Annotated in this window: 17 protein-coding genes, 1 pseudogene and 1 riboswitch; of the genes and pseudogenes, 3 read left to right on the top strand and 15 right to left on the bottom strand. The window is 72.6% G+C overall.

Translation table 11 applies throughout. The features are described 5' to 3' along the window. Positions 1–32: 32 nt before the first annotated feature. Positions 33–1,304, bottom strand: a complete 1,272-nt coding sequence (gene glyA, locus FHU30_RS32465; protein WP_253881035.1) for a serine hydroxymethyltransferase — start codon at positions 1,302–1,304, stop codon at positions 33–35. A 63-nt stretch (positions 1,305–1,367) separates the two neighbouring features. Further along, positions 1,368–1,454, bottom strand: a riboswitch (ZMP/ZTP riboswitch). A 75-nt stretch (positions 1,455–1,529) separates the two neighbouring features. On the opposite strand from glyA, the gene FHU30_RS32460 reads away from it, so the two are divergent. Then, positions 1,530–2,828: an acyltransferase family protein gene (locus FHU30_RS32460; protein WP_253881033.1), complete on the top strand. Its 1,299-nt coding sequence runs from the start codon at positions 1,530–1,532 to the stop codon at positions 2,826–2,828. A 150-nt stretch (positions 2,829–2,978) separates the two neighbouring features. Here FHU30_RS32460 and FHU30_RS32455 read toward each other — a convergent pair whose 3' ends face one another. The 9 genes and pseudogenes from FHU30_RS32455 to uvrC form a co-directional block, all read right to left on the bottom strand. After that, positions 2,979–3,350, bottom strand: coding sequence for an RNA polymerase-binding protein RbpA (locus FHU30_RS32455; RefSeq protein ID WP_308211441.1), 372 nt, complete (start codon positions 3,348–3,350; stop codon positions 2,979–2,981). 127 nt (positions 3,351–3,477) lie between these two features. Beyond that, positions 3,478–3,720 (bottom strand): preprotein translocase subunit SecG, encoded by a 243-nt coding sequence (gene secG / locus FHU30_RS32450; protein ID WP_253881029.1) that lies wholly within the window; start codon positions 3,718–3,720, stop codon positions 3,478–3,480. Positions 3,721–3,891: 171 nt separating this feature from the next. Beyond that, the gene (gene tpiA, locus FHU30_RS32445; RefSeq protein ID WP_253881028.1) at positions 3,892–4,692 is read right to left on the bottom strand and encodes a triose-phosphate isomerase; all 801 of its coding nucleotides are present in this window, start codon (positions 4,690–4,692) and stop codon (positions 3,892–3,894) included. 5 nt (positions 4,693–4,697) lie between these two features. Next, entirely contained in the window at positions 4,698–5,897 is a 1,200-nt protein-coding gene (locus FHU30_RS32440; RefSeq protein WP_253881027.1) for a phosphoglycerate kinase, read from the bottom strand. A gap of 226 nt (positions 5,898–6,123) precedes the next feature. After that, positions 6,124–7,128 (bottom strand): type I glyceraldehyde-3-phosphate dehydrogenase, encoded by a 1,005-nt coding sequence (gene gap, locus FHU30_RS32435; RefSeq protein WP_253881025.1) that lies wholly within the window; start codon positions 7,126–7,128, stop codon positions 6,124–6,126. A 349-nt stretch (positions 7,129–7,477) separates the two neighbouring features. Beyond that, a complete protein-coding gene (gene whiA / locus FHU30_RS32430; protein ID WP_253881016.1) occupies positions 7,478–8,458 on the bottom strand; it encodes a DNA-binding protein WhiA in 981 nt (326 codons plus the stop codon). Positions 8,459–8,519: 61 nt separating this feature from the next. Continuing rightward, on the bottom strand, positions 8,520–9,521 hold the full coding sequence (locus FHU30_RS32425; RefSeq protein WP_253881015.1) for a gluconeogenesis factor YvcK family protein: 1,002 nt from the start codon (positions 9,519–9,521) through the stop codon (positions 8,520–8,522). Positions 9,522–9,571: 50 nt separating this feature from the next. Then, entirely contained in the window at positions 9,572–10,450 is an 879-nt protein-coding gene (rapZ, locus tag FHU30_RS32420; protein WP_308211440.1) for an RNase adapter RapZ, read from the bottom strand. Between the two features lie 353 nt (positions 10,451–10,803). Then, a pseudogene (uvrC, locus tag FHU30_RS32415) lies at positions 10,804–12,789 on the bottom strand (excinuclease ABC subunit UvrC); the annotation flags it as partial. A 201-nt stretch (positions 12,790–12,990) separates the two neighbouring features. On the opposite strand from uvrC, the gene FHU30_RS32410 reads away from it, so the two are divergent. Further along, positions 12,991–14,202, top strand: coding sequence for a mechanosensitive ion channel family protein (locus FHU30_RS32410; protein WP_253881012.1), 1,212 nt, complete (start codon positions 12,991–12,993; stop codon positions 14,200–14,202). 22 nt (positions 14,203–14,224) lie between these two features. Here the strand turns inward: FHU30_RS32410 and FHU30_RS32405 are convergent, their stop codons facing one another. The 4 genes from FHU30_RS32405 to FHU30_RS32390 all read right to left on the bottom strand — a co-directional run bounded on the left by FHU30_RS32405 (position 14,225) and on the right by FHU30_RS32390 (position 19,231). Then, complete coding sequence (locus FHU30_RS32405) at positions 14,225–14,704, bottom strand: Rieske (2Fe-2S) protein (RefSeq protein ID WP_253881010.1); 480 nt, start codon at positions 14,702–14,704, stop codon at positions 14,225–14,227. Positions 14,705–14,839: 135 nt separating this feature from the next. Beyond that, entirely contained in the window at positions 14,840–15,298 is a 459-nt protein-coding gene (locus tag FHU30_RS32400; RefSeq protein ID WP_253881009.1) for a Rieske (2Fe-2S) protein, read from the bottom strand. 293 nt (positions 15,299–15,591) lie between these two features. Further along, a complete protein-coding gene (gene uvrA, locus FHU30_RS32395; protein WP_253881008.1) occupies positions 15,592–18,429 on the bottom strand; it encodes an excinuclease ABC subunit UvrA in 2,838 nt (945 codons plus the stop codon). A gap of 238 nt (positions 18,430–18,667) precedes the next feature. Next, the gene (locus tag FHU30_RS32390) at positions 18,668–19,231 is read right to left on the bottom strand and encodes a GNAT family N-acetyltransferase (protein WP_253881006.1); all 564 of its coding nucleotides are present in this window, start codon (positions 19,229–19,231) and stop codon (positions 18,668–18,670) included. 67 nt (positions 19,232–19,298) lie between these two features. On the opposite strand from FHU30_RS32390, the gene FHU30_RS32385 reads away from it, so the two are divergent. After that, positions 19,299–19,922 carry an alpha/beta hydrolase family protein gene (locus tag FHU30_RS32385; RefSeq protein ID WP_253881004.1) on the top strand — a complete coding sequence of 208 codons (624 nt, stop codon included), beginning with the start codon at positions 19,299–19,301 and terminating at the stop codon, positions 19,920–19,922. On the opposite strand, the gene FHU30_RS32380 is transcribed toward FHU30_RS32385, so the two are convergent. Beyond that, on the bottom strand, positions 19,909–21,942 hold the full coding sequence (locus FHU30_RS32380) for an ABC transporter permease (protein WP_253881003.1): 2,034 nt from the start codon (positions 21,940–21,942) through the stop codon (positions 19,909–19,911). The two genes, FHU30_RS32385 and FHU30_RS32380, sit on opposite strands and share 14 nt — an antisense overlap. Positions 21,943–21,945 lie beyond the last annotated feature (3 nt).

Raw genomic sequence — 21,945 nt, 5'->3', positions numbered from 1 at the left:
CCCGGCCCGAGCCGGGCGCGGCGAGCCGCCCGTTACGGGGTGGGGGACCAGCCGGGCATGGGGTGGGCGGCCATCAGGTCGCGGATCTCGGCGGCGACCCGCTCCACCACGGCCTCGTCACCCTTGGCCGCGGCCTGGACGACCTCGTCGATCCAGGCCGCCACCGGCTCCATGTGCTCCTCGGTCAGCCCGCGCGTGGTGATCGCGGCGGTGCCGATGCGCAGCCCGGACGGGTCGAACGGCTTGCGCGGGTCGTACGGGACGGCGTTGTAGTTCAGCTCGATCCCGGCCCGGTCCAGCGCCTGGGCGGCGGGCTTGCCCGCGACGCCCTTGTTCGTCAGGTCGATGAGGATGAGGTGGTTGTCGGTGCCGCCGGAGATCAGGTCGTACCCGCGGGCGAGCAGCGCGGCCGCGAGCGCGCGGGCGTTCGCGACGATCTGCCGGGCATACGCCGGGAAGTCGGGCTGGGCCGCCTCGCGCAGCGCGACCGCGATCGCGGCCGTGGTGTGGTTGTGCGGGCCGCCCTGAAGGCCCGGGAAGACCGCCTTGTCCACCGCCTTGGCGTGCTCCTCGGTGGACATCACCATCGCGCCGCGCGGCCCGCGCAGCGTCTTGTGCGTGGTGGTGGTGATCACGTCCGCGTGGCCGACCGGGGACGGGTGCGCGCCGCCCGCGATCAGGCCCGCGATGTGCGCGATGTCGGCGGCGAGCACCGCGTTGACCTCGCGGGCGATCTCGGCGAACGCCGGGAAGTCGATCGTGCGCGGGATCGCCGTCCCGCCGCACCAGATCAGCTTCGGCCGCTCCCGCAGCGCCAGGTCGCGCACCTCGTCCATGTCGATCCGGCCGGTGTCGTGCCGCACCCCGTACCGGACGGGGTTGAACCACTTGCCGGTCGCCGAAACCGACCAGCCGTGCGTGAGGTGCCCGCCCATCGGCAGCGACAGCCCAAGGACGGTGTCACCAGGGTTCAGGAAGGCCATGTAGACGGCCAGGTTGGCGGGCGAGCCGGAGTAGGGCTGGACGTTGGCGTGGTCGACGCCGAACAGCGCCTTCGCGCGCTCGATCGCGGCCAGCTCCACCGGGTCGACGATCTGCTGGCCCTCGTAGTACCGGCGGCCCGCGTAGCCCTCGGAGTACTTGTTGGTCAGGACGCTCCCGGTCGCCTCCAGGACGGCCGGTGAGACGTAGTTCTCCGAGGCGATCAGCCGGATCTTCTCGAACTGGCGCCGGGCCTCGGCCTCCACCAGCGCGCCGATCTCGGGGTCCTCGGCCGTCAGGTGGGGGATCGACGGGTCGTGCATGCCTGCCTCCGCGAAGGTAGGGCCGGAGGCTCGGTCTCGGGCACCCCGGCAAAGGTGAGGTGTCCCGTACACCCAGGCGCGCGGTGTGCGGACGGCGTTCGCTCCCCGGTGGTCGGCTCCACCTTGACTGCGCCAGTCGCGTGACCGTCATCATAGCGGTCCGGCGATCCGACCAATTGATCCTTTTTATGCTCGGGCGACACGAAAGCCGTTATGGTCCCTGGGATGCGTTCCGAACTCCCCCTCCGCAGGCCGGACGCGACGGTCCGGCTGGCCTGGCTGGACGCCCTGCGCGGTGTGGCCGCGATCACGGTGGCGCTGCACCACGCGTCCTACCACTACCTGCCGCACTTCCGCCGGACGCTGCTGGAGTGGATCGACCCCGGGGCCTTCGGCGTCCTGGTGTTCTTCCTGGTCAGCGGGTACATCGTGCCCGCCTCGCTGGAACGCCGGGGGTCGGTGCGCCGGTTCTGGGTCGGCCGGGTCTTCCGGATCTACCCGCTGCTGGCGGCGGCCGTGGGGATCATGCTCGTCCTGCACCTGACCGGGCAGTACGAGCTGCGGGAGAAGCTCGCGACGCACTACCACCCCGCCGCCGTGGTGCTGTCGCACCTGACGATGATGCAGGACCTGCTGGGCATCCCGAGCGCGATCAACGTGCTGTGGACGCTCTCCTACGAGATGGCGTTCTACCTGCTGGTCGTGGCGCTGTTCGGGGCCGGGCAGCACCGGCGGTCGGCGGCCACCGCGTCCACGCTGGCGGTCGCGGCGCCGGCGCTGGCGATGCTGCTGCCCGCGGTCGCGCTGTCCACCCGGTTCGGGGAGGGGCGGATCTCGCTCGCCGCGTTCCTGCTGATGACCGGCGCGATCGCGCTGGCCTGCGCCCGGCGCCTGCTGGTCGCGCGGGTCGGGGCGCTGCTCGGCGGCGTCCTCGCGCTCACCCTCGTCCTGTTCAACGGACGCGTCGACCCCTGGCAGGGCCTGGCGATCCTCGCGGTCATGTTCACCGGGACGGTCGTCCACCGCGCCGAACGCGGCCAGATCAGGCCACGGACGGCCACCGCCGTCTGCGTCCTGGTCATGGCCAGCGCCGCGGGCACGGGGCTCTGGCGCGTCCACCACTACACCAGCTGGGACACCGAGCTGGGCGCCAAGCGCGCCTGGGCGCTGGCGGTAGTCGGCGCGTTCGCCCTGTTCGCGGCCGGTTTCGCGCTGCGGCACCGGCACGTCCCGCGCTGGCTGGCCTGGCTCGGCGTGGTCAGCTACTCGGTCTACCTGCTGCACGAGCTGCTGCTCATCGTCCTGGACCTGACCATCGGACGCCCGCACGGCGACCAGCCGCTGCTGCTGCTCCCGTTCCTGGCGCTGCTGCTCGCGGCGAGCTGGGCCGCGCACCGCTGGATCGAACTGCCCGGCCAGCGCCTCGGCCGCGCCCTGGCCCGCCGCGTCGACCCCGACCCGAAGGAAGGCGTCCCGGCGGCCCCGTCCCCCACCCCGTCCAGGGACCCCGTCACCACCCGGTAGGCCGGAGGACGGCCCAGGCCCGCGCCGCGCGGAAGCCCGCTCGAAGCAGAGCCCGGACGCGTTCGCGCAGCCATCAGGCCCCCGGCCCAAGCAGGCCCGGGACGCGGAAAGGCCCGGTCCCGTGGTCGGGTACCGGGCCTGGAGGGCGCGTCAGGAGCGCGCGGCCTCCATGGCGCGCTTGACGGCCTCGCGCTTCTGGCGGAGCTTGGCGAGGGCCTCCTCAAGGATGGCCTCGCCGTCGGCGTCGCTGCGCCGCTCCTTCACGTACGCGAGGTGCGTCTTGTAGGGCTCGGTCTTCGGCGGGGCCGGCGGGTTGTCCTTGTCCTGGCCGGCGGGGAAACCGCACCGCGGGCAGTCCCAGGTGTCCGGCACCGCGACGTCGGTCGCGAAGCTCGGCCGGGTCTCGTGCCGGTTGGCGCAGTAGAAGGTCACCCACACGCGGGGCGCCGCGTCCCCGCGCTCGGCCTCACCCATCGGACCGGCTCCGACACGGCTTCCCCGAATCGCGTTCCCACTACCCACGGACTTACTCCTCGGTTGGTACGCCGCCGCCCGCTGACGCGAGGTAGCTCTGGGGAGCCGGGCGGCGGCTCGGCGGTGTCAGTTGTTCTTCTTCGCTCTGGTGGTACGGGCGCTCGGCGAGCGCGGCTCAGCCGACGCCCTTGTGCTTGAACAGCAGGCCGAGCACGATGATCGAGGCGAACCAGACCACCCCGACCCCGATGGTCAGCCGGTCCAGGTTCCGCTCGACCACCGACGATCCGCCCAGCGACGACGAGATGCCGCCGCCGAACATGTCGGACAGTCCCCCGCCCTTGCCCTTGTGCATCAGGACGAGAACCACCATCAGCAAACTCGTGATGATGAGCACGATGGACGTAGCGATGATCACAGTTGCGCGCCTTCTCTGGCCGTCCCCGCCGGGCGGGGCCTGTCTGATGTTGGGACGGAGGATCTAGCCGGGCGGTTTACCCGTCACCCCCGAAGGGTACGACGAACTCTTCGCTGGTTCGGCAAGAACCGGCGGGTCGAGACCGAATTGATCTCAAGTGACAACGCCGGTTCAGACCGGGAGGTCCCGGTAACGGCAGATCTTGACGAAGTCACCCGCGTCCAGACTGGCACCTCCGACCAACGCTCCGTCTACATCGGGCTGGGCCATGATCCCGGCGATGTTGTTCCCCTTGACCGAGCCACCGTACAGGATCCGCACCTTACCGGCCGTCTCGCCGTCGTACAGCTCGCCGATCTGGGCCCGGATCGCGCCGATGACCTCCTGGGCGTCCTGCGGGGTGGCGACCTCGCCGGTGCCGATCGCCCAGACCGGCTCGTAGGCGATCACCAGCTCGGCGACCTGGTCGGCGGGGATCTTCAGCAGCGCGCCGGTGACCTGGTCCACGCAGTGCCCGACGTGGCCGCCCGCCTTGCGGATCTCCAGGCCCTCGCCGACGCACACGATCGGGGTGATCTTGTTGGCGAGCGCGGCCCGGGCCTTGGCGTTGACCAGCGCGTCGTCCTCGTGGTGGTACTGGCGGCGCTCGGAGTGGCCGACCGTCGCGAAGGCGCAGCCGAGCTTGGCCAGCATCGCGCCGGAGATCTCGCCGGTGTACGCGCCGGACGCGTGCGCCGAGATGTCCTGCGAGCCGTACTTGATCTCCAGCTTGTCGGCGTCCACCAGCGTCTGCACCGAGCGGATGTCGGTGAAGGGCGGCAGGACGGCGACGTCCACGGCGGCGTAGTCGGCCTCCTTGAGCCCGAACGCGAGCTTCTGGACGAGCGCGATCGCCTCAAGGTGGTTGTTGTTCATCTTCCAGTTGCCCGCCATGAGCGGCTTGCGCGCGGGGGCGTTCGCGGAAGGGGCCATCTCGGTCAGTCCTCCAGAGCCTCAAGGCCGGGCAGGGTCTTGCCTTCCAGATACTCCAGGCTGGCGCCGCCGCCGGTGGAGATGTGCGAGAAGCGGTCCTCGTCGAACCCGAGCCGCCGCACGGCCGCTGCCGAGTCGCCGCCGCCCACGACGGTGAACGCGCCGTTCTCGTCGTGCGCGTCGACCAGCGCCTGGGCAACGGCGCGGGTGCCGTGCGAGTACGGCTCCATCTCGAACACGCCCATCGGGCCGTTCCAGAAGATCGTCGCGGCGTCGGTGAGCCGGGAGGCGAACAGCTTGCCCGACTCGGGGCCGATGTCCAGGCCCATCCGGTCGGCCGGGATCGCGTCGGCCGGGACGACCTCGTGGTCGGCGTCGGCGGCGAACGCGGTGGCGGCGACGATGTCGGTCGGCAGGACGAACTCGACGCCGTTCTCCTTCGCCCGCGCCAGGTACTCGCGGACGGTGCCGAGCTGGTCCTCCTCCAGCAGGGACGTGCCGACCTCGTAGCCCTGGGCCTTGAGGAAGGTGAAGACCATCCCGCCGCCGACCAGGATGCGGTCGGCCTTGCCGAGCAGGTTGTCGATCACGCCGAGCTTGTCGGAGACCTTGGAACCGCCGAGCACGACCGCGTAGGGGCGGGCGACGTCCTCGGTGAGCTTCCTCAGCACGTCCAGCTCGGTGGTGATCAGGTACCCGGCGGCGTGCGGCAGCCGCTTCGGGACGTCGTAGACGCTGGCGTGCTTGCGGTGGACGGCGCCGAAGCCGTCCCCGACGTACAGCTCGGCCAGCGCGGCCAGGCGGTCGGCGAACGCGCCGCGCTCGGCGTCGTCCTTGCTGGTCTCGCCGGGCTCGAAGCGCAGGTTCTCCAGCAGCGCGACCTGGCCGTCCGCGAGGCCGGCGACCGTGGCGCGGGCCGAGTCGCCCGCGACGTCGGACGCGAACGCCACGTCCTGGCCGAGCAGCTCGCCGAGGCGCGCGGCGACCGGCGCCAGCGACAGCTCGGGCTTGACCTCGCCCTTCGGACGGCCCAGGTGGGCGCAGACGACCACCTTCGCGCCGCGCTCGGCCAGGGCCCTGATCGTGGGCACGCTGGCCCGGATCCGGCCGTCGTCGGTGATCTCGCCGCCGTCCAGCGGCACGTTCAGGTCGGCGCGGACCAGCACCGTGCGGCCGGTCACGTCCAGGTCGTCGAGGGTGCGCATCGGAACGCGGGTGTCCTTCCGTTGAGTCGCGTGCGGGGGTGTCGCGGCGCCGCCGTCGAGTCGCGTGCGGGGCGCCGAGGCCCCGCGGCGGCCGCGGCGGGCCCGGCGCGGCCGGCGAGCGGCCCGCGGGCCTTGTCCGCGGGCGGCCCGGTCAGGGGCCGCCCGCCGGACGCGCGCCCGCCGTGGGCACCGGGGGCACCGGTGGCCACGGCGGGCGCGGCACGGCTCAGACCGAGGAGCCGACCAGCGTGACCAGGTCGACGAGGCGGTTGGAGTAGCCCCACTCGTTGTCGTACCAGCCGACGACCTTCACCTGGTTGCCGATCACCTTGGTGAGGCCGGCGTCGAAGATGCAGGACGCCGGGTCGGTCACGATGTCGGACGAGACGATCGGGTCCTCGGTGTAGGTGAGGATGCCGCGCAGCGGGCCCTCGGCGGCGGCCTTCATCGCGGCGTTGACCTCCTCGGCGGTGGTCTCGCGGCCGACCTCGACGGTCAGGTCGGTGGCCGAGCCGGTGGGGATCGGGACCCGCAGCGCGTAGCCGTCCAGCTTGCCCTTCAGGTCCGGCAGCACCAGCGAGATGGCCTTGGCCGCGCCGGTGGAGGTCGGCACGATGTTGATCGCGGCGGCGCGGGCGCGGCGCAGGTCCTTGTGCGGGCCGTCCTGCAGGTTCTGGTCCTGCGTGTAGGCGTGGATCGTGGTCATCAGGCCCTTCTCGATGCCGAAGGTGTCGCGGATCACCTTGGTCATCGGGGCCAGGCAGTTGGTGGTGCAGGAGGCGTTGGAGATCACCGTGTCCCGCGCCGGGTCGTACTGGTCGTCGTTGACGCCCATCACGATGGTGATGTCCTCGTTCTTGGCCGGAGCCGAGATGATGACCTTCTTGGCGCCGTTGTCGGCGTGCACCTTGGCCTTGGTGGCGTCGGTGAAGAAGCCGGTGGACTCGACCACGACGTCCACGTCGAAGTCGCTCCACTTCAGGTTGGCGGGGTCGCGGTCGGCCAGCACCTTGATCGCCTTGCCGCCGACGAGGATCTCGTCGCCGGACGCCTTCACCTCTTCGGGGAAGCGGCCCAGGATGCTGTCGTACTTGAGCAGGTGGGCGAGCGTGGCGGGGTCGGTCAGGTCGTTGACCGCCACGACCTCGATGTCGGCTCCGCCGGCCTTGGCCGCGCGGAAGAAGTTGCGTCCGATCCGGCCGAAACCGTTGATGCCTACTCGGATGGTCACGGAACCGCTCTCCTCGTACGTCGACAGCCCGGTTACGGGTGATTCCGGGCGACTTCCTACCTAGATCCCGGGGTCTCCCCCAGGCTCGACCCTATCGAATGCCGCGCCGGACCCCCGCCACCGGCGGGCCGGATATCGCCAGGTGATGGGGCCTTGACCGGCCCGGGCCAGGGACCAGGACAGGCAGAGGTCTAGACCACACCGTCTAGACCAATCACACATGTCCCCTGAATCCGATGGGTTCGCCCCTGCCGGTTTCCGGGGCGCCCCGATTTCGACCGCTCCATACCCGATACCGGGACGCGAGTGACGAACGTCCCTGAAACTCCGCGAAAATTCCGAACCAGGGTCAGGGGGCGAGCATCTCGGCGGTCAGGTTCGCCTCGGTGCCGGGCACGCCCTGGTCGCTCGCGCGCTTGTCGGCCATCGCCAGCAGGCGCCTTATACGGCCGGCGATCGCGTCCTTGGTCAGCGGCGGGTCGGCGAGCTGGCCGAGCTCCTCCAGCGACGCCTGCTTGTGCTCCAGCCGCAGCCGGCCCGCGCCGACCAGGTGCTCCGGGGCGTCGTCACCGAGGATCTCCAGCGCGCGGGCCACGCGGGCCCCCGCCGCGACGGCCGCGCGGGCGCTGCGCCGCAGGTTCGCGTCGTCGAAGTTGGCGAGCCGGTTGGCCGTCGCCCGGACCTCGCGGCGCATCCGCCGCTCCTCCCAGGCCAGGACGGAGTCGTGCGCGCCGAGCCGGGTCAGCAGCGCGCTGATCGCGTCGCCGTCGCGGACGACCACCCGGTCGACCCCGCGCACCTCGCGCGCCTTGGCGTGGATCTTCAGCCGGCGGGCCGCGCCGACCAGCGCCAGCGCCGCCTCCGGCCCCGGGCAGGTCACCTCCAGCGACATCGACCGGCCCGGCTCGGTCAGCGAGCCGTGCGCCAGGAACGCCCCGCGCCAGGCCGACTCGGCGTCGCAGGCCGCCCCCGCGACCACGTGCCGGGGCAGCCCGCGCACCGGGCGGCCGTTGTTGTCGATCAGCCCGGTCTGCCGGGCCAGCGACTCGCCGTCCCGGAACACCCGGACCACGTACCGGTTGCCCTTGCGCAGCCCGCTCGGGGCGAGCACCACCACGTCGGAGGTGTGCCCGAACACCTCGGCGATGTCCCGGCGGAGGCGGCGCGCGGCCGCGCCGGTGTCGATCTCCGCCTCGATCACGATCCGCCCGCTCACCAGGTGCAGGCCGCCCGCGAAGCGCAGCAGCGTCGAGACCTCCGCCTTGCGGCAGCACGGCTTGAGCACCTGGAGCCGGCTCAGCTCGTCCTTCACCACACCGGTCATCGCCATAGATGAACCCCTCCCCCTATCGAACTTCCAGCAGTGTCGCCGATCCCGGCGCGGCCGGACGTCAGTCAGCGAATATCTGTACGAAGGCTTGGGCCAGCAGGGCGGGATCATGACGCGGGGAGCCGTCGGACGTGGCGACGTCGGCGAGCACCAGCCGGCCGCCGAGGTCGCCGACCGCCTTCTCCAGGGCGTCCGGCTCGTCCACCACGCCCCGGTCGGCCAGCACCACGTCGACCCGCAGGTCCGGCGCGTGCGCCTGCAGCACCTCCAGGTGGTTCTGCGGCGAGAAGTCGTCGGTCTCGCCGGGCTGCGGCGCGAGGTTCAGCGCGACCGCGCGGCGCGCCCGCGTGCGGCGCAGCGCGCGCGCCAGCCCGGGCACCTTCAGGTGCGGCAGGACGCTGGTAAACCACGAGCCCGGGCCGAACACCACCCAGTCGGCGTCCTCGATCGCGGCGAGCGCCTCGGGGCAGGCCGGCGGGTCGGACGGGATGAGCGAGATGCCCTCGACCGTCCCCGGTGTCTTCGCGCACGCCACCTGCCCGCGCACCTGCACCACCTCGGCCGGACGCGCCGGGTCGGCGCCCCGCACGTCCGCGACGATGTCGAGCGGCACCGACGCCATCGGCAGGACGCGCCCGTGCGCGCCGAGCAGCCGCCCGACCCAGTCGAGCCCGGCCACCACGCCCGGGCCGCCGACCACGGCCGCGCCGAGCTGCTCGTCCCCGCCGGGGACGGCCTGCCCGAACAGCTCCCACAGCGCGACGATCAGCAGGTTGCCGACGGCGTGGTCGTGCAGCGAGCCCTCGCTGCGGAAGCGGTGCTGCACCACGTCCCGCCAGGTCTGGCCCCACTCGTCGTCGCCGCACAGCGCGGCCAGCGCCATCCGCAGGTCGCCCGGCGGCATGACGCCCAGCTCGCGGCGCAGCCGCCCGCTGGACCCGCCGTCGTCGGCGACCGTGACCACGGCCGTGAGATCGCTGGTGACCTGGCGCAGCGCGGTCAGCGAGGCGTACAGGCCGTGCCCCCCGCCGAGCGCGACGACCTTGGGCCCACGGGGGTTCACCGGTACGTCCGTCTCCTCGGTCCACCCGCGCGGGCGGTCGCCCGCGCGGCTCACTCGCGGCCGAGGTCGCGATGGGCGACCTGCACCTCGACGCCCTCGTCCCGCAGCCGGGCCCCGATCTGCTCGGCCATGGCAACACTACGGTGTTTGCCGCCGGTACAGCCCACGGCGAGCGTCACGTAGTGCTTGCCCTCGCGCTCGTAACCGGTCGTGAGCAGGCGCAACACCTCGGTGTAGGCGTCCAGGAACTGCTTGGCGCCGGGCTGGGCCAGCACGTAGTCGCGCACGTCGGCGTCGCGGCCGGTCTTCGGCCGCAGCTCGGGCACCCAGTGCGGGTTCGGCAGGAACCGGCAGTCCACCACCAGGTCGGCGTCCACCGGCAGGCCGTACTTGTAGCCGAACGACACGACCGTGGCGCGCAGCCGCGAGTCGCTGTGGCCGTCGCCGAAGAACCCGATGATCTTGTTGCGCAGCTCGTGCACGTTCAGCCCGCTGGTGTCGAGCACCAGGTCGGCCTCGGCGCGCACCTCGCGGACCAGCTCGCGCTCGCGCGCGATGCCGTCCACCAGGCGGCCGTCGCCCTGCAGCGGGTGCGGCCGGCGGACGCTCTCGAACCGGCGCACCAGGTCCTCGTCGGCGGCCTCCAGGAACACCACGCGCGGGTGCACGCCGCGCGCCTCCAGCTCGGCGATCGAGGAGTGCAGGTCGGCGGTGAACGCGCGGCTGCGCACGTCCACCACCACCGCGATCCGCGGCACCGCGTCCTTCACCCGGCCGCCGAGGTCGGCCATCGTGGCCAGCAGCGCGGGCGGCAGGTTGTCCACCACGAACCAGTCCAGGTCCTCCAGGGACTTGGCGGCCGTGCTGCGGCCCGCCCCGGACATGCCCGTGACGATCACGATGTCCGGGATCTGCGTCTCGGTGGTCACGTTGGTCTCCCCCTGTGTTCGGCGTCGCCCCTGCTTCCGGTACCGCCGCGCGCCGCCCCCCTGGCGCCCGGCTCCGGCCCGTCCGTGCCCTTCGTGCCGTTCGTCTGCTCCACACCCTGCTCCGACGCACCCTGCCCGGGCGCGCTCTGCTCGGGCGCGCCCTGCTTCAGCGCGTCCCGCTCCGGCGCAACCTGCTCCGGCGCAACCTGCTCCGGCGCGTCCTGCTCGGGCGCGGTCCGCTCCGGCGCGTCCTGGCTCTGCCCGGACGCCGGCCGATCATGCGCGTCCCGGGCGGACGAGCCGGGCCGCGGCGCGCCGTCCTGTGCAGCGCTCGCGGCCCCGCCGGTGTTCCCGGTCGAACGCGCCGCGCCGGGGCCGTTCAGCGCGGCCGCGATCGACTCCGCGGTGCGCAGGCCGATGCCCGGCACCTCCGCGATCTGCTCGGGCGTCGCCTCCTTCAGGCGCTTGACCGAGCCGAAGTGCTTCACCAGCGCGGTGCGCCGCGCCGGGCCGAGCCCGGGCACCGCGTCCAGCTCGCTGGCGGTCATCGACTTCGACCGCTTCTGGCGGTGGAAGGTGATGGCGAACCGGTGCGCCTCGTCCCGGATCCGCTGGACCAGGAACATGCTCTCACTGTTGCGCGGCAGGATCACCGGATCGTCGTCGCCGGGAAGCCACAGCTCCTCCAGCCGCTTGGCGATGCCGACCACCGCGATGTCGTCCACGCCGAGCTCGTCCAGCGCCCGCTGCGCCGCCGCCACCTGGGGCGGACCGCCGTCCACCAGCACCAGGTTCGGCGGGTAGGCGAAGCGGCGCGGTTTGCCGGTCTCGGGGTCGATCGGGCCGTGTACGGCAGGCGCGCCGGAGGCGTCCTGGACGTCCGGGTTCGGGGCGGTGTCGGCGGTGCCGTCGCCCTCGCCGAGCGCGTCCAGCTCGCCGGTCCTCTCGCTCTCGGCGAGGTAGCGGCGGAACCGGCGGGTGATCACCTCGTGGATGGACCGGACGTCGTCCTGCCCCTCCACCGCCTTGATCGTGAACCGCCGGTACTCGCTCTTGCGAGCCAGCCCGTCCTCGAACACGACCATGGACGCGACGACGTTGGTGCCCTGCAGGTTGGACACGTCGTAGCACTCGACGCGCAGCGGCGCCTCGTCGAGCTCCAGCGCCTCCTGCAGCTCGCGCAGCGCGAGGCTGCGCGTGGTCAGGTCGCTGGCGCGGCGCGTCTTGTGCTGCTTCAGCGCCTCAAGCGCGTTGCGGTGGACGGTCTCCAGCAGCGCCTTCTTGTCGCCGCGCTGCGGGACGCGCAGCCGCACCGGCCCGCCGCGCTGCTCGGCCAGCAGCTCGGTCATCGCCTCGTCGTCGGGCGGCAGCGCCGGGACGTACACCTCGCGCGGCACCGAGTCGCTGTCGCCGTAGATCTGGATGAGGAACTGCTCGACCAGGTCGGCGGTGGTGACGGCCTCCACCTTGTCGACCACCCAGCCGCGCTGGCCGCGGATCCGGCCACCGCGGACGTAGAACACCTGGACGGCCGCCTCCAGCTCGTCCTCGGCGAAGGCGATCATGTCAAGGTCGGTGCCGTCCGCCAGCACCACGGTCTGCTTCTCCAGCGCCCGTTCGAGCGCGCGGATGTCGTCGCGCAGCCGCGCCGCGCGCTCGTACTCCATGGACGTGGCGGCCTCGCGCATGTCGCGTTCGAGGCGCTTGATGTAGCGGCCGGTGTTGCCCGCCATGAAATCGCAGAAGTCCTCGGCGAGGGCGAAGTGCTCCTCGGGCGTGACCCGGCCGACGCACGGCGCGGAGCACTTGTCGATGTAACCGAGCAGGCACGGCCGGTCGAGCTGGTGCTGCCGCTTGAACACCCCGGCGCTGCACGTGCGCACCGGGAAGACGCGCAGCAGCTGGTCGACCGTCTCGCGGATCGCCCACGCGTGCGAGTACGGCCCGAAGTAGCGCACGCCCTTGCGCTTGGCGCCTCGCATGACCTGCACTCGCGGGAACTCCTCGTTGAGGGTCACCGCAAGGTACGGGTAGGACTTGTCGTCCCGGTATTTCACGTTGAAACGGGGGTCGAACTCCTTGATCCAGCTGTACTCCAGCTGGAGCGCCTCGACCTCGGTGGAGACGACCGTCCAGTCCACCCGCGCGGCCGTGCTCACCATGGTCTGGGTGCGCGGGTGCAGGGTGGCGAAGTCGGCGAAGTAGGAGTTCAGCCGGGAGCGCAGGCTCTTGGCCTTGCCCACGTAGATCACCCGGCCGTGCTCGTCGCGGAAGCGGTACACGCCGGGTTCGTCGGGGATCGTCCCCGACGCGGGTCGATAGGTCGCCGGATCTGCCACGTTGAAAGCCTAGTAGGCGGCACCGACAGACGACGCCCCGCCGTTTCCCGCCCGGCAGTCCCAGGAGTCCCGCACTTCGCAGGGTCCCGCGCGGTCACTCCCTGCCGGGGTGACCCAGATCTCGTTCGGAACGGGCGTGACCGGAAAGAGGATTCCGAGCGGCCTTCGCATTCCGGACGTACCCGAAGGGGGGATCGTGTCGTGTCGGCGTTCTGGGCGCTGATCGTCCCGCTGCTCGCCGTCGCCCTGTCGGTGGGTGTCGTGGAGGGTGCCCGGCGGCTGCTCGCCGGGCGGCTGTCGGCCCGCTGGCCCGCGGCCGGCGCGGCGGCCCGGCGGTGCACCGCGCCCGCGTTCGCGTTCGCCGCCGCGATCAGCGCCGCCGGGGCCGTCCCGTACGGGGACCTGCCGCACCGCCTCGCCGCCGACCTGCGGCACCTGCTGCACGTGGTGGCGACGGCCGCGACCGCCTGGCTGGTGCTGCGGATCTTCTACGCGCTGACCGACCCGCCGCTGGACCGGCTCACCCGCGTCTCGGGCGAGCGCAACCGGCGCGCCCGCCGCGCCCGCACGCAGATGCTGCTGCTGCGCCGGATCGGCGCGGTCGTGCTGGTCGTGATCGCGGTCGCCGTGGCGCTGTTCACCTTCCCGGCCGTCCGGGCCCTCGGAGCGGGCGTGCTGGCCTCGGCGGGCGTCGCCGGGCTGGTCGTCGGGATCGCCGCCCGGCCCACGCTCGGCAACCTCCTCGCCGGGCTGCAGCTGGCGTTCAGCGACGCGCTCCGGCTGGACGACGTGGTGGTCGTCGAGGGCCAGTGGGGCCGGATCGAGGAGCTGACCCTCTCCTACGTGGTCGTCTGCCTGTGGGACGAGCGGCGCCTGATCCTGCCCGTCTCCTACTTCATCGAACAGCCGTTCGAGAACTGGACGCGGCACACCAGCCGCGTCGTCGGCGCGGTGGTGCTGCGGGTGGACTGGAGCGTCCCGATCGAGGAGCTCCGGACCGTCCTGCACGACTACCTGCGCGAGCACCCGCTGTGGGACCAGCGCGACTGGGTGCTCCAGCTGACCGACGTGCTGCCGAGCGGCCTGGTCGAGATGCGCGCCCTGATGAGCGCCGCCGACTCGGCGAGCGCGTGGGACCTGCGCTGCGACGCCCGCGAGCACCTGGTCCGCTACCTGCGCGACCACCATCCCGAGGCGCTCCCCCGCTTCCGCGCCGAGATCCCGGAGGAGACGCGCGTCCGCGAGGGCGGGGGTCCCGCCGAGCCGGCCGGCGAGTCCGTCCGCGACACCGAGTCGTCCGGCGCCCCCGCCGTGGGCCCCGACGCCCCGCCGCCCGAGGATCCCCGGCCCGCGAGCGCCTCGGGCACCGCGAACGGGCACCTCGGGAGGGCGGGGGGCGACGGGCGGCGGTAGGGCCCGGAAACGATGGACTGTGTCAGGCGAGCGTGATCTTGCCGCCGGAGACGTTGATCTTCTTCTCGGCGAGCGGGCGCGGCGCGGGCGGGTGCGCGACGGTGCCGTCCGCGATGTGGTACTCGCTGCCGTGGCAGGGGCAGTGGATCAGCCCGCCGGACACCGAGCCGACCGTGCACCCCATATGCGTGCACACCGCCGTGAACGCCTTGAACACCCCCTTGGTCGGCTGGGTGACGACGACCTTCTGGTCCGCGAAGACCTTGCCGCCGCCCACCGGGATGTCCGCGGTGCTCCCGAGCGCCCCGGTCGCCGCGCCGCTGGACGATGAGCCGCCCCCGCCGTACCCGCCGCCGCCGGAACCGCCCTTGCCGCAAGCGGCGGCGAGCCCCGCGACGCCCGCGACGCCCACGCCGAGCAGCATCCCCCGCCTGGCGAGATCACTGGGGCGGGGCTGCTCGGCTGGGTTGCCGGTGTTGGCCTGCTCGTGGTCCTGCGACATCTCCGGGCCTCCTGAGTGCTAGCGGTGCCTCCGCCGTCACTGGGAGTACGTATCTCGAATGGGAACGGTTCAATCCTCGAACCCCGCACCGGTCCCGATCGAGATCACCCAGGTCAGGGCCCATGATCGCCCAGGTCACGCGATGAAGATCGCGTCGCCCTTGATCTGGACGGGGTACTCGGTCAGCGCCTTGTTGGCCGGACCGTGCGCCACCGAGCCGTCCGCGATCTGGAACTCGCTGCCGTGGCACGGGCAGTGCACCTTGCCGCCGGACACCCGGTTGGTCAGGCAGCCCTGGTGCGTGCAGACCGCGCTGAACGCCTTGAACACGCCCTGGCTGGGCTGGGTCACCACGATCTTGCTGTCGGCGTAGACCTTGCCGCCGCCGACCGGGACGTCCGCGACCTTGCCGATCTCCTTGCCCTTGAGGTCCTTCGCCTCGGCGGCCTTGTTCGAGGGGCCGCAGCCGGTGAGCAGCCCGGCGCCTAGCGCCGCCCCGACCGCGCCCGTCCCGCACAGCACCGCCCGGCGTCCCACGGCCCGCTCCGGCCCGGTTCCGGCGCCCCGGTCCCCCATCGTCGCTTCGTCACTCATGGTCACTCATCATCCCGGACGTCCCGCCGCCCCCGTCACCACCCCCGCCGCAAGAACCCCCTCGCGCCACGCTCGCCCGGCACACTGCGGGGGACGCCACAGCTGGCGGCGCCGCCTCCCCGCACCGTGCGATGGCCGAACGGCGCCGCCTGGCCTGGCCGGTCGGTGGCGCCTGCCCGCACAGCGCGATGGTCGGCCGGGCGCCGCCTCCCTTGGCGGTCGGCGCCGCCTCCCCCGCACAGCGCGAGACCGCGCGTCCCCTGGGGCGGGGGCGCGCGGTCTCAGGGATGGGGTCAGGCGAGGATCTTGGCGAGGAACGCGCCGGTGTGGCTGCCCTCCACCTTCGCGACCTGCTCCGGGGTGCCCTGGGCGACGACGGTGCCGCCGCGCGAGCCGCCCTCGGGGCCCATGTCGACGATCCAGTCGGCGGTCTTGATCACGTCCAGGTTGTGCTCGATGACGATGACCGTGTTGCCCTTGTCGACCAGGCCGTTCAGCACGCCGAGCAGCTTGCGGATGTCCTCGAAGTGCAGGCCGGTGGTCGGCTCGTCCAGCACGTAGATGGTGCGGCCGGTCGAGCGGCGCTGCAGCTCGGCGGCGAGCTTGACGCGCTGCGCCTCGCCACCGGACAGGGTCGGCGCGGGCTGGCCCAGCCGGACGTACCCGAGGCCGACGTCCACCAGCGTCTTCAGGTGCCGGTGGATGGCGGTGACCGGCTCGAAGAAGACCGCGGCCTCCTCGATCGGCATGTCCAGCACCTCGGAGATCGTCTTCCCCTTGTAGTGGACCTCCAGGGTCTCCCGGTTGTACCGGGCGCCGTGGCAGACCTCGCACGGGACGTAGACGTCCGGCAGGAAGTTCATCTCGATCTTGATGGTGCCGTCGCCGGAGCAGTTCTCGCAGCGGCCGCCCTTGACGTTGAAGGAGAACCGGCCCGGCTGGTAGCCGCGCACCTTCGCCTCGGTGGTCTGCGCGAACAGCTTGCGGATGTGGTCGAACACGCCGGTGTAGGTCGCCGGGTTCGACCGCGGGGTGCGGCCGATCGGCGACTGGTCGACGTGCACGACCTTGTCGAGCTGGTCGATGCCGTTGACCCGCTTGTGCTTGCCGGGGACGGTCTTGGCGCCGTGCAGCTGCTTGGCCAGCGAGTTGTACAGGATGTCGTTGACCAGCGTGGACTTGCCCGACCCGGACACGCCGGTGACGGCGGTGAACACCCCGAGCGGGAACGCGACGTCGACGTTGCGCAGGTTGTTCTGCTGCGCGCCCTTGACCGTGATCTCGCGGCTCTTCTGCCGCGGCCGGCGGATCTCGGGCACCGCGATCTCGCGGCGTCCGGACAGGTACTGCCCGGTCAGCGAGTCCTCGGAGGACAGCAGCTCCTCGACCGTCCCGGACACCACGATCTTGCCGCCGTGCTCGCCCGCGCGCGGACCGATGTCGACGACCCAGTCGGCCGCGTTGATCGTGTCCTCGTCGTGCTCGACGACGATCAGGGTGTTGCCCATGTCGCGCAGCCGCAGCAGCGTCTCCAGCAGTCGCTGGTTGTCGCGCTGGTGCAGGCCGATGGACGGCTCGTCCAGCACGTACAGGACGCCGACCAGCCCGGACCCGATCTGGGTGGCGAGCCGGATGCGCTGCGCCTCGCCGCCCGCCAGCGTCGCGGACGCGCGGTCGAGGGTGAGGTAGTCCAGGCCGACGTCGAGCAGGAACCCGAGCCGGGCGTTGATCTCCTTCAGTACCCGCTCGGCGATGTGCCGGTCGCGGTCGTTCAGCTCCATGGCCAGCAGGAACTTGGCCGCCTCGCCGATCGGCAGGGCCGCGACCTCGGCGATCGACTTGCCGCCCATGGTCACCGCCAGCACGACGGGCTTGAGCCGCGCGCCGTCGCACGCCGGGCACGGGATCTCGCGCATGTAGCCTTCGAGCTTCTCGCGCGAGGCGTCACTCTCGGACTCGGCGTGCCGCCGGTGGATGTAGGGGATCACGCCCTCGTAGGACGTGTAGTAGGAGCGGGTGCGGCCGTACCGGTTCTTGTACCGGACGTGCACCTGCGTCTCGTGCCCGTTCAGGACCGCCTTGCGCGCCTTGGCGGGCAGCTTGCGCCACGGGGTGTTCAGGTCGAAGCCCATGGCGTCGCCGAGCGCCGACAGCAGCCGCAGGAAGTAGTCGCTGACGTGCCCGTTCGACCACGGCTGGATGGCGCCCTCGCCGAGCGACAGGTCCTCGTCGGGGACGATCAGCTCCGGGTCGACCTCCATCCTCGTCCCGAGGCCGGTGCACTCGGGGCACGCGCCGTAGGGGGAGTTGAAGGAGAACGAGCGGGGCTCCAGCTCCTCGAACGACAGGTCGTCGTAGGGGCAGTAGAGGTGCTCGGAGTACATCCGGGTGCGGTTCTCGTCGTCCTCGGGGAGGTCGACGAAGTCGAGCACGATCGTGCCGCCGGCCAGGCCGAGGGCGGTCTCGACGGAGTCGGCGAGCCGCTGGCGCGCCGAGTCCTTCACCGCGAGCCGGTCGACGATCACGGAGATGTCGTGCTTCTCCTGCTTCTTGAGCGCCGGCGGCTCGTCCAGGCGGACCATCCGCCCGTCCACCATGGCGCGGGAGAAGCCCTTGGTCTGCAGCTCGCGGAACAGCTCCAGGTACTCGCCCTTGCGGCCGCGGATCACCGGCGCGAGCACCTGGAAGCGGGTGCCCTCGTCGAGTTCCAGGACGCGGTCGACGATCTGCTGCGGGGCCTGCCGGCTGATCGGGCGGCCGCAGACCGGGCAGTGCGGGTGCCCGATGCGGGCGTACAGCAGCCGCAGGTAGTCGTACACCTCGGTGATCGTGCCGACCGTGGACCGCGGGTTCTTGCTGGTCGACTTCTGGTCGATCGACACCGCCGGGGACAGGCCCTCGATGAAGTCCACGTCGGGCTTGTCCATCTGCCCGAGGAACTGGCGGGCGTAGGCCGAGAGCGACTCGACGTACCGGCGCTGCCCCTCCGCGAAGATCGTGTCGAACGCCAGGCTGGACTTGCCGGACCCGGACAGGCCGGTGAACACGATCATCGCGTCCCGCGGCAGGTCGAGCGAGACGTCCTTCAGGTTGTGCTCGCGTGCTCCTCGCACGATGAGTCGGTCATGCACGGCGTGTTCCGGTTCCTCTTCTGGGCGCGGCGATGGGACGGGTGTCCCCACGGTAGCCAGGGGGTCCGACAGAACGCGTGCGCGTGGACTCCCCCGTGTACTCAACAGCGGAGCGGCCGGCCGAAATTTCCGCTCGGCCCTCCCGCCCCCGCGGGACCACCGGCCACACTCGAACCGTACACGTGTTCGAAGATCTACCGCCACCGAAACCGCCGCCCGTGCCCGGACGCTTCGGGGGCTAGGCGCGCCGCTCCCAGGCCGCGCGGGTGATGCCCCAGCGCATCCGCGGCCCTTCCTCGGCGGGCGCGGTGCGGACGTCGTCCTCGATCACCAGCAGCTCGTAGCCGAGCTTCGGCGGGACGGCCGCGCTCCGCTTGTTGGCCACATCACAGTGGATCTCGACCCGCTCGACGCCCTCCATCCCGAACGCGGCGCCGGTCAGCGCCCCGGCCGCCCGGGTGGCGTGACCGCGCCGGGTGTGCCCGGCGTGCACCCAGTAGCCGATCTCCAGGACGCCGGGCCCGATCCGGTTGTGAAGGGCGGCCGTCCCGACGACGTCGCCGTCCGGGTTCTCCAGCAGGTAGGCGTAGCCGAGGCCGCTCTCCCACTCGGCGCGGCAGGACGCGATCCAGGCCAGCTCCTCCTGGACGGTGCGCTTCTCGGTCGCCCAGGGCATCCAGGGCTGGAGGTGTTCGAAGGAGTCGTTGACCGCCTTCATCAGGTTCGCCGCGTCGTCCTCTACCGCGCGGCGCAGGGTCAGCTCCGGCAGGTCGATCCGCTCCGGAGGTCGCTCGGTGCTCATCCTCGAATGGTCCCCGCCGTTCCCGGACCGCTCCACCCATTTTCCGCAACCGTGACAAGCTGGGCTTATGGATCTCCAGCCCCGCCTGCGCCCGCGCGGCCCGGCCCGTCCGCGCGCGGTGGCGCTCGTCCTGCACGGCGGCCGGGAGTTCAGCCGCGAGCCCGCCACGTCCCGGCAGTCGGCCGCCCTGCGCATGATCCCCTTCACGATGCACCTGCTCAGCGCCGGACGCCGGCACGGCCTGGCGGTCTGGTCGCTCGGCTACCGCTACCGCGGCTGGAACGGCGAGGAGGCGTCCCCCGTCCCGGACGCCCGCTGGGCCCTCGACCGCCTCCGCAAGGCCCACCCGGACGTCCCGGTGGCCCTGATCGGCCACTCCATGGGCGCCCGCACCTCCCTCCGCGTCGCGGACGACCCCCAGGTCACCGCCGTCGCCGCGCTCGCCCCCTGGGTCCCGAGGGACGAGCCGGTCGACCAGCTCGCGGGCCGCCACATCCTGATCATGCACGGCACCGAGGACGCCACGACCCCGTACCGGGCGTCCGTCCGCTACGCCGACCGCATCCGCCCGATCGCCGGTTCCGTCGACTTCGTCCCCGTCCCGGACGAGGGCCACGCCATGCTCCGCCGCCCGGCCCTCTGGCACCGCCGCACCACGGCCTTCGTCCTCAAAGCCCTTACTCGTCCCTGATCGCGTCCAGTACGTCCAGGCGGGCAGCCCTCCAGGCCGGTGGCGACGCGGCCAGGACGCCGATGCCGACCGCGGCCAGCGCCTCCGCGGCCAGCTCCCCGACCGGGACGCGCAGGACGGCGATGCCGCCGCCCGCCGCGTACTTGATCACGATGGCGTAGCCGGCGCCGAGGAGCAGGCCGAGCAGCGCGCCGAACGCCGCGACCAGCGCCGCCTCGACGCGGATCATGCGGCGGGTCGCGCGCCGGTCCAGGCCCACGGCGCGCAGCAGGCCGAGCTCGCGGGTCCGTTCGGCGACGGCCAGGGTGAGCGTGTTGGCGATCCCGAGCGCGGCCATCAGCAGCGACAGGGTGAGCAGCACGTAGATCAGGTCGAAGAACTGGCCGGCGCCGCACGCCTTCGCCGGGTCGTCGCGGACGAGCGTGGCGCGGATCGACGCCGACAGCACGCTCACTCCCCCGACCAGGGCGAGGCCGACGACGAGCGCGGCGGCGGTCGCCGCACTGCGGCGCGGGTCGCGCAGGGCGTTGCGGCGGCCGAGCACCCCGGCGACACCGGACAGGCGCGCGACGGGCCGTCCGAGGGCGCCCATGACCAGGGACGAGAGGAACGGCAGCAGCAGGACCGTGCCGGAGACCAGGGCCGCGGCCCCGAGGCCCATCAGGAACAGCGCTACATCACCGGACGCCGCGAGCGCGATCGCGGTCATGGCCGCCCCGGCCGTCCAGGTCAGTGCTCCGGCGAGGGTCCAGCGACGGGCCGGGGCGTGCGCGCTCCCGCGCATCGCCGCCACGGGTGGAACGCGGGAGGCCCGCCGCGCGGCCGGAACCGCGGCGATGACCGTGACCAGCGTCCCTACCCCGTAGGCGGCGACGGCCGCCGTCCCGGTGATCGGCGCTCCGCCGGGCGGGAGCGGCGATCCGGCGTGGGCGAACAGGGCGCGCAGGCCGGCGGCGATCCCGGCCCCGGCGAGGAGGCCGAGCGTCGAGCCGGCCACCCCGGCGGCGGACGCCTCGCCGAGCACCAGCGCGGTGACCTGCCCCCGCCCGGCGCCGACCGCGCGGAGCAGCGCCAGCTCGCGGGTCCGGCGCGCGACCAGCATCGCGAACGTGTTGAGGATCAGGAACGACCCGACGAACGCGGACACGCACGAGAAGATCAGCATCATCTTCGGCAGCGGGCCCATCCGCGCGCGCACGGCGCTCGCCGCCTCCGCGTCGTACCGCCTGCCCGTGACCGCCTCCACGCCGTCCGGCAGCACGCGCGCGACCGCCGCGCGAAGGGTGCCGGCGCTCGTTCCGGGCCGCGCGCGGACGGCGAGGCGCGTCGTGGTCCCCGGCGGCAGGCCGAGCACCGCCGGAGCTGCGGACGGCGCGAACGCGCTCATCGACGAGACTCCGGTCGCCCGTTCCCCCGCCAGCGTGAACACGCCCGTCAGAGTGAAGACCACAGCGGCCGGACGCGCGCCGACCGGACGTGCGCCGGACCCGCCTCGCGCAGCCGCAGGTCCGGCGGCGCCCCGCGCGGCGGGGACGATCGGAACCCGGTCGCCGACGCGGTAGCCGGTCCGATCCGCTGTGGCGGCGTCCAGGGCGACGTCGCGCGGGCCGCGCGGTCGGGTCCCGGCGGTGAGGCGGTAGGCGTCCTGCCAGGAGACGCCGCGCTGCGGGAGCCCTTGAGGGCTGCTGACGGGCCGTCCGCGGCGGTCCACGACGGCGGCGGTCCCCTCGGCGTCCGCGCGGACGGACGCGACGCCCGGCACGTCCCGGATGCGGGCGGCCAGGTCCGTGGGCACTCCGCCGGGCCCGCGCACGACGACATCGGTGCCCCGTCCCACCTTGGCGTACAGGGAGTCGAAGCCGCGCTCCATCCCACCGCGGAAGATCAGCGACGCGGCGACGAAGGCCGAGCTCAGCGTGATCGCCGTCAGGGTCAGGACGAGCCTGGACCGGTGGGCCCGCAGGCCGCGCAGCGCCATCCGGAGCATCACCGGGAGGGTCGGCACTCGAAATCCGCTCATGCC

Source organism: Actinomadura rupiterrae (assembly GCF_024172125.1).
In the GTDB taxonomy this organism is placed as follows: domain Bacteria; phylum Actinomycetota; class Actinomycetes; order Streptosporangiales; family Streptosporangiaceae; genus Spirillospora; species Spirillospora rupiterrae.
Note: the sequence above shows the minus strand (reverse complement) of the source record. Positions and strands in the feature narration are given on the sequence as shown.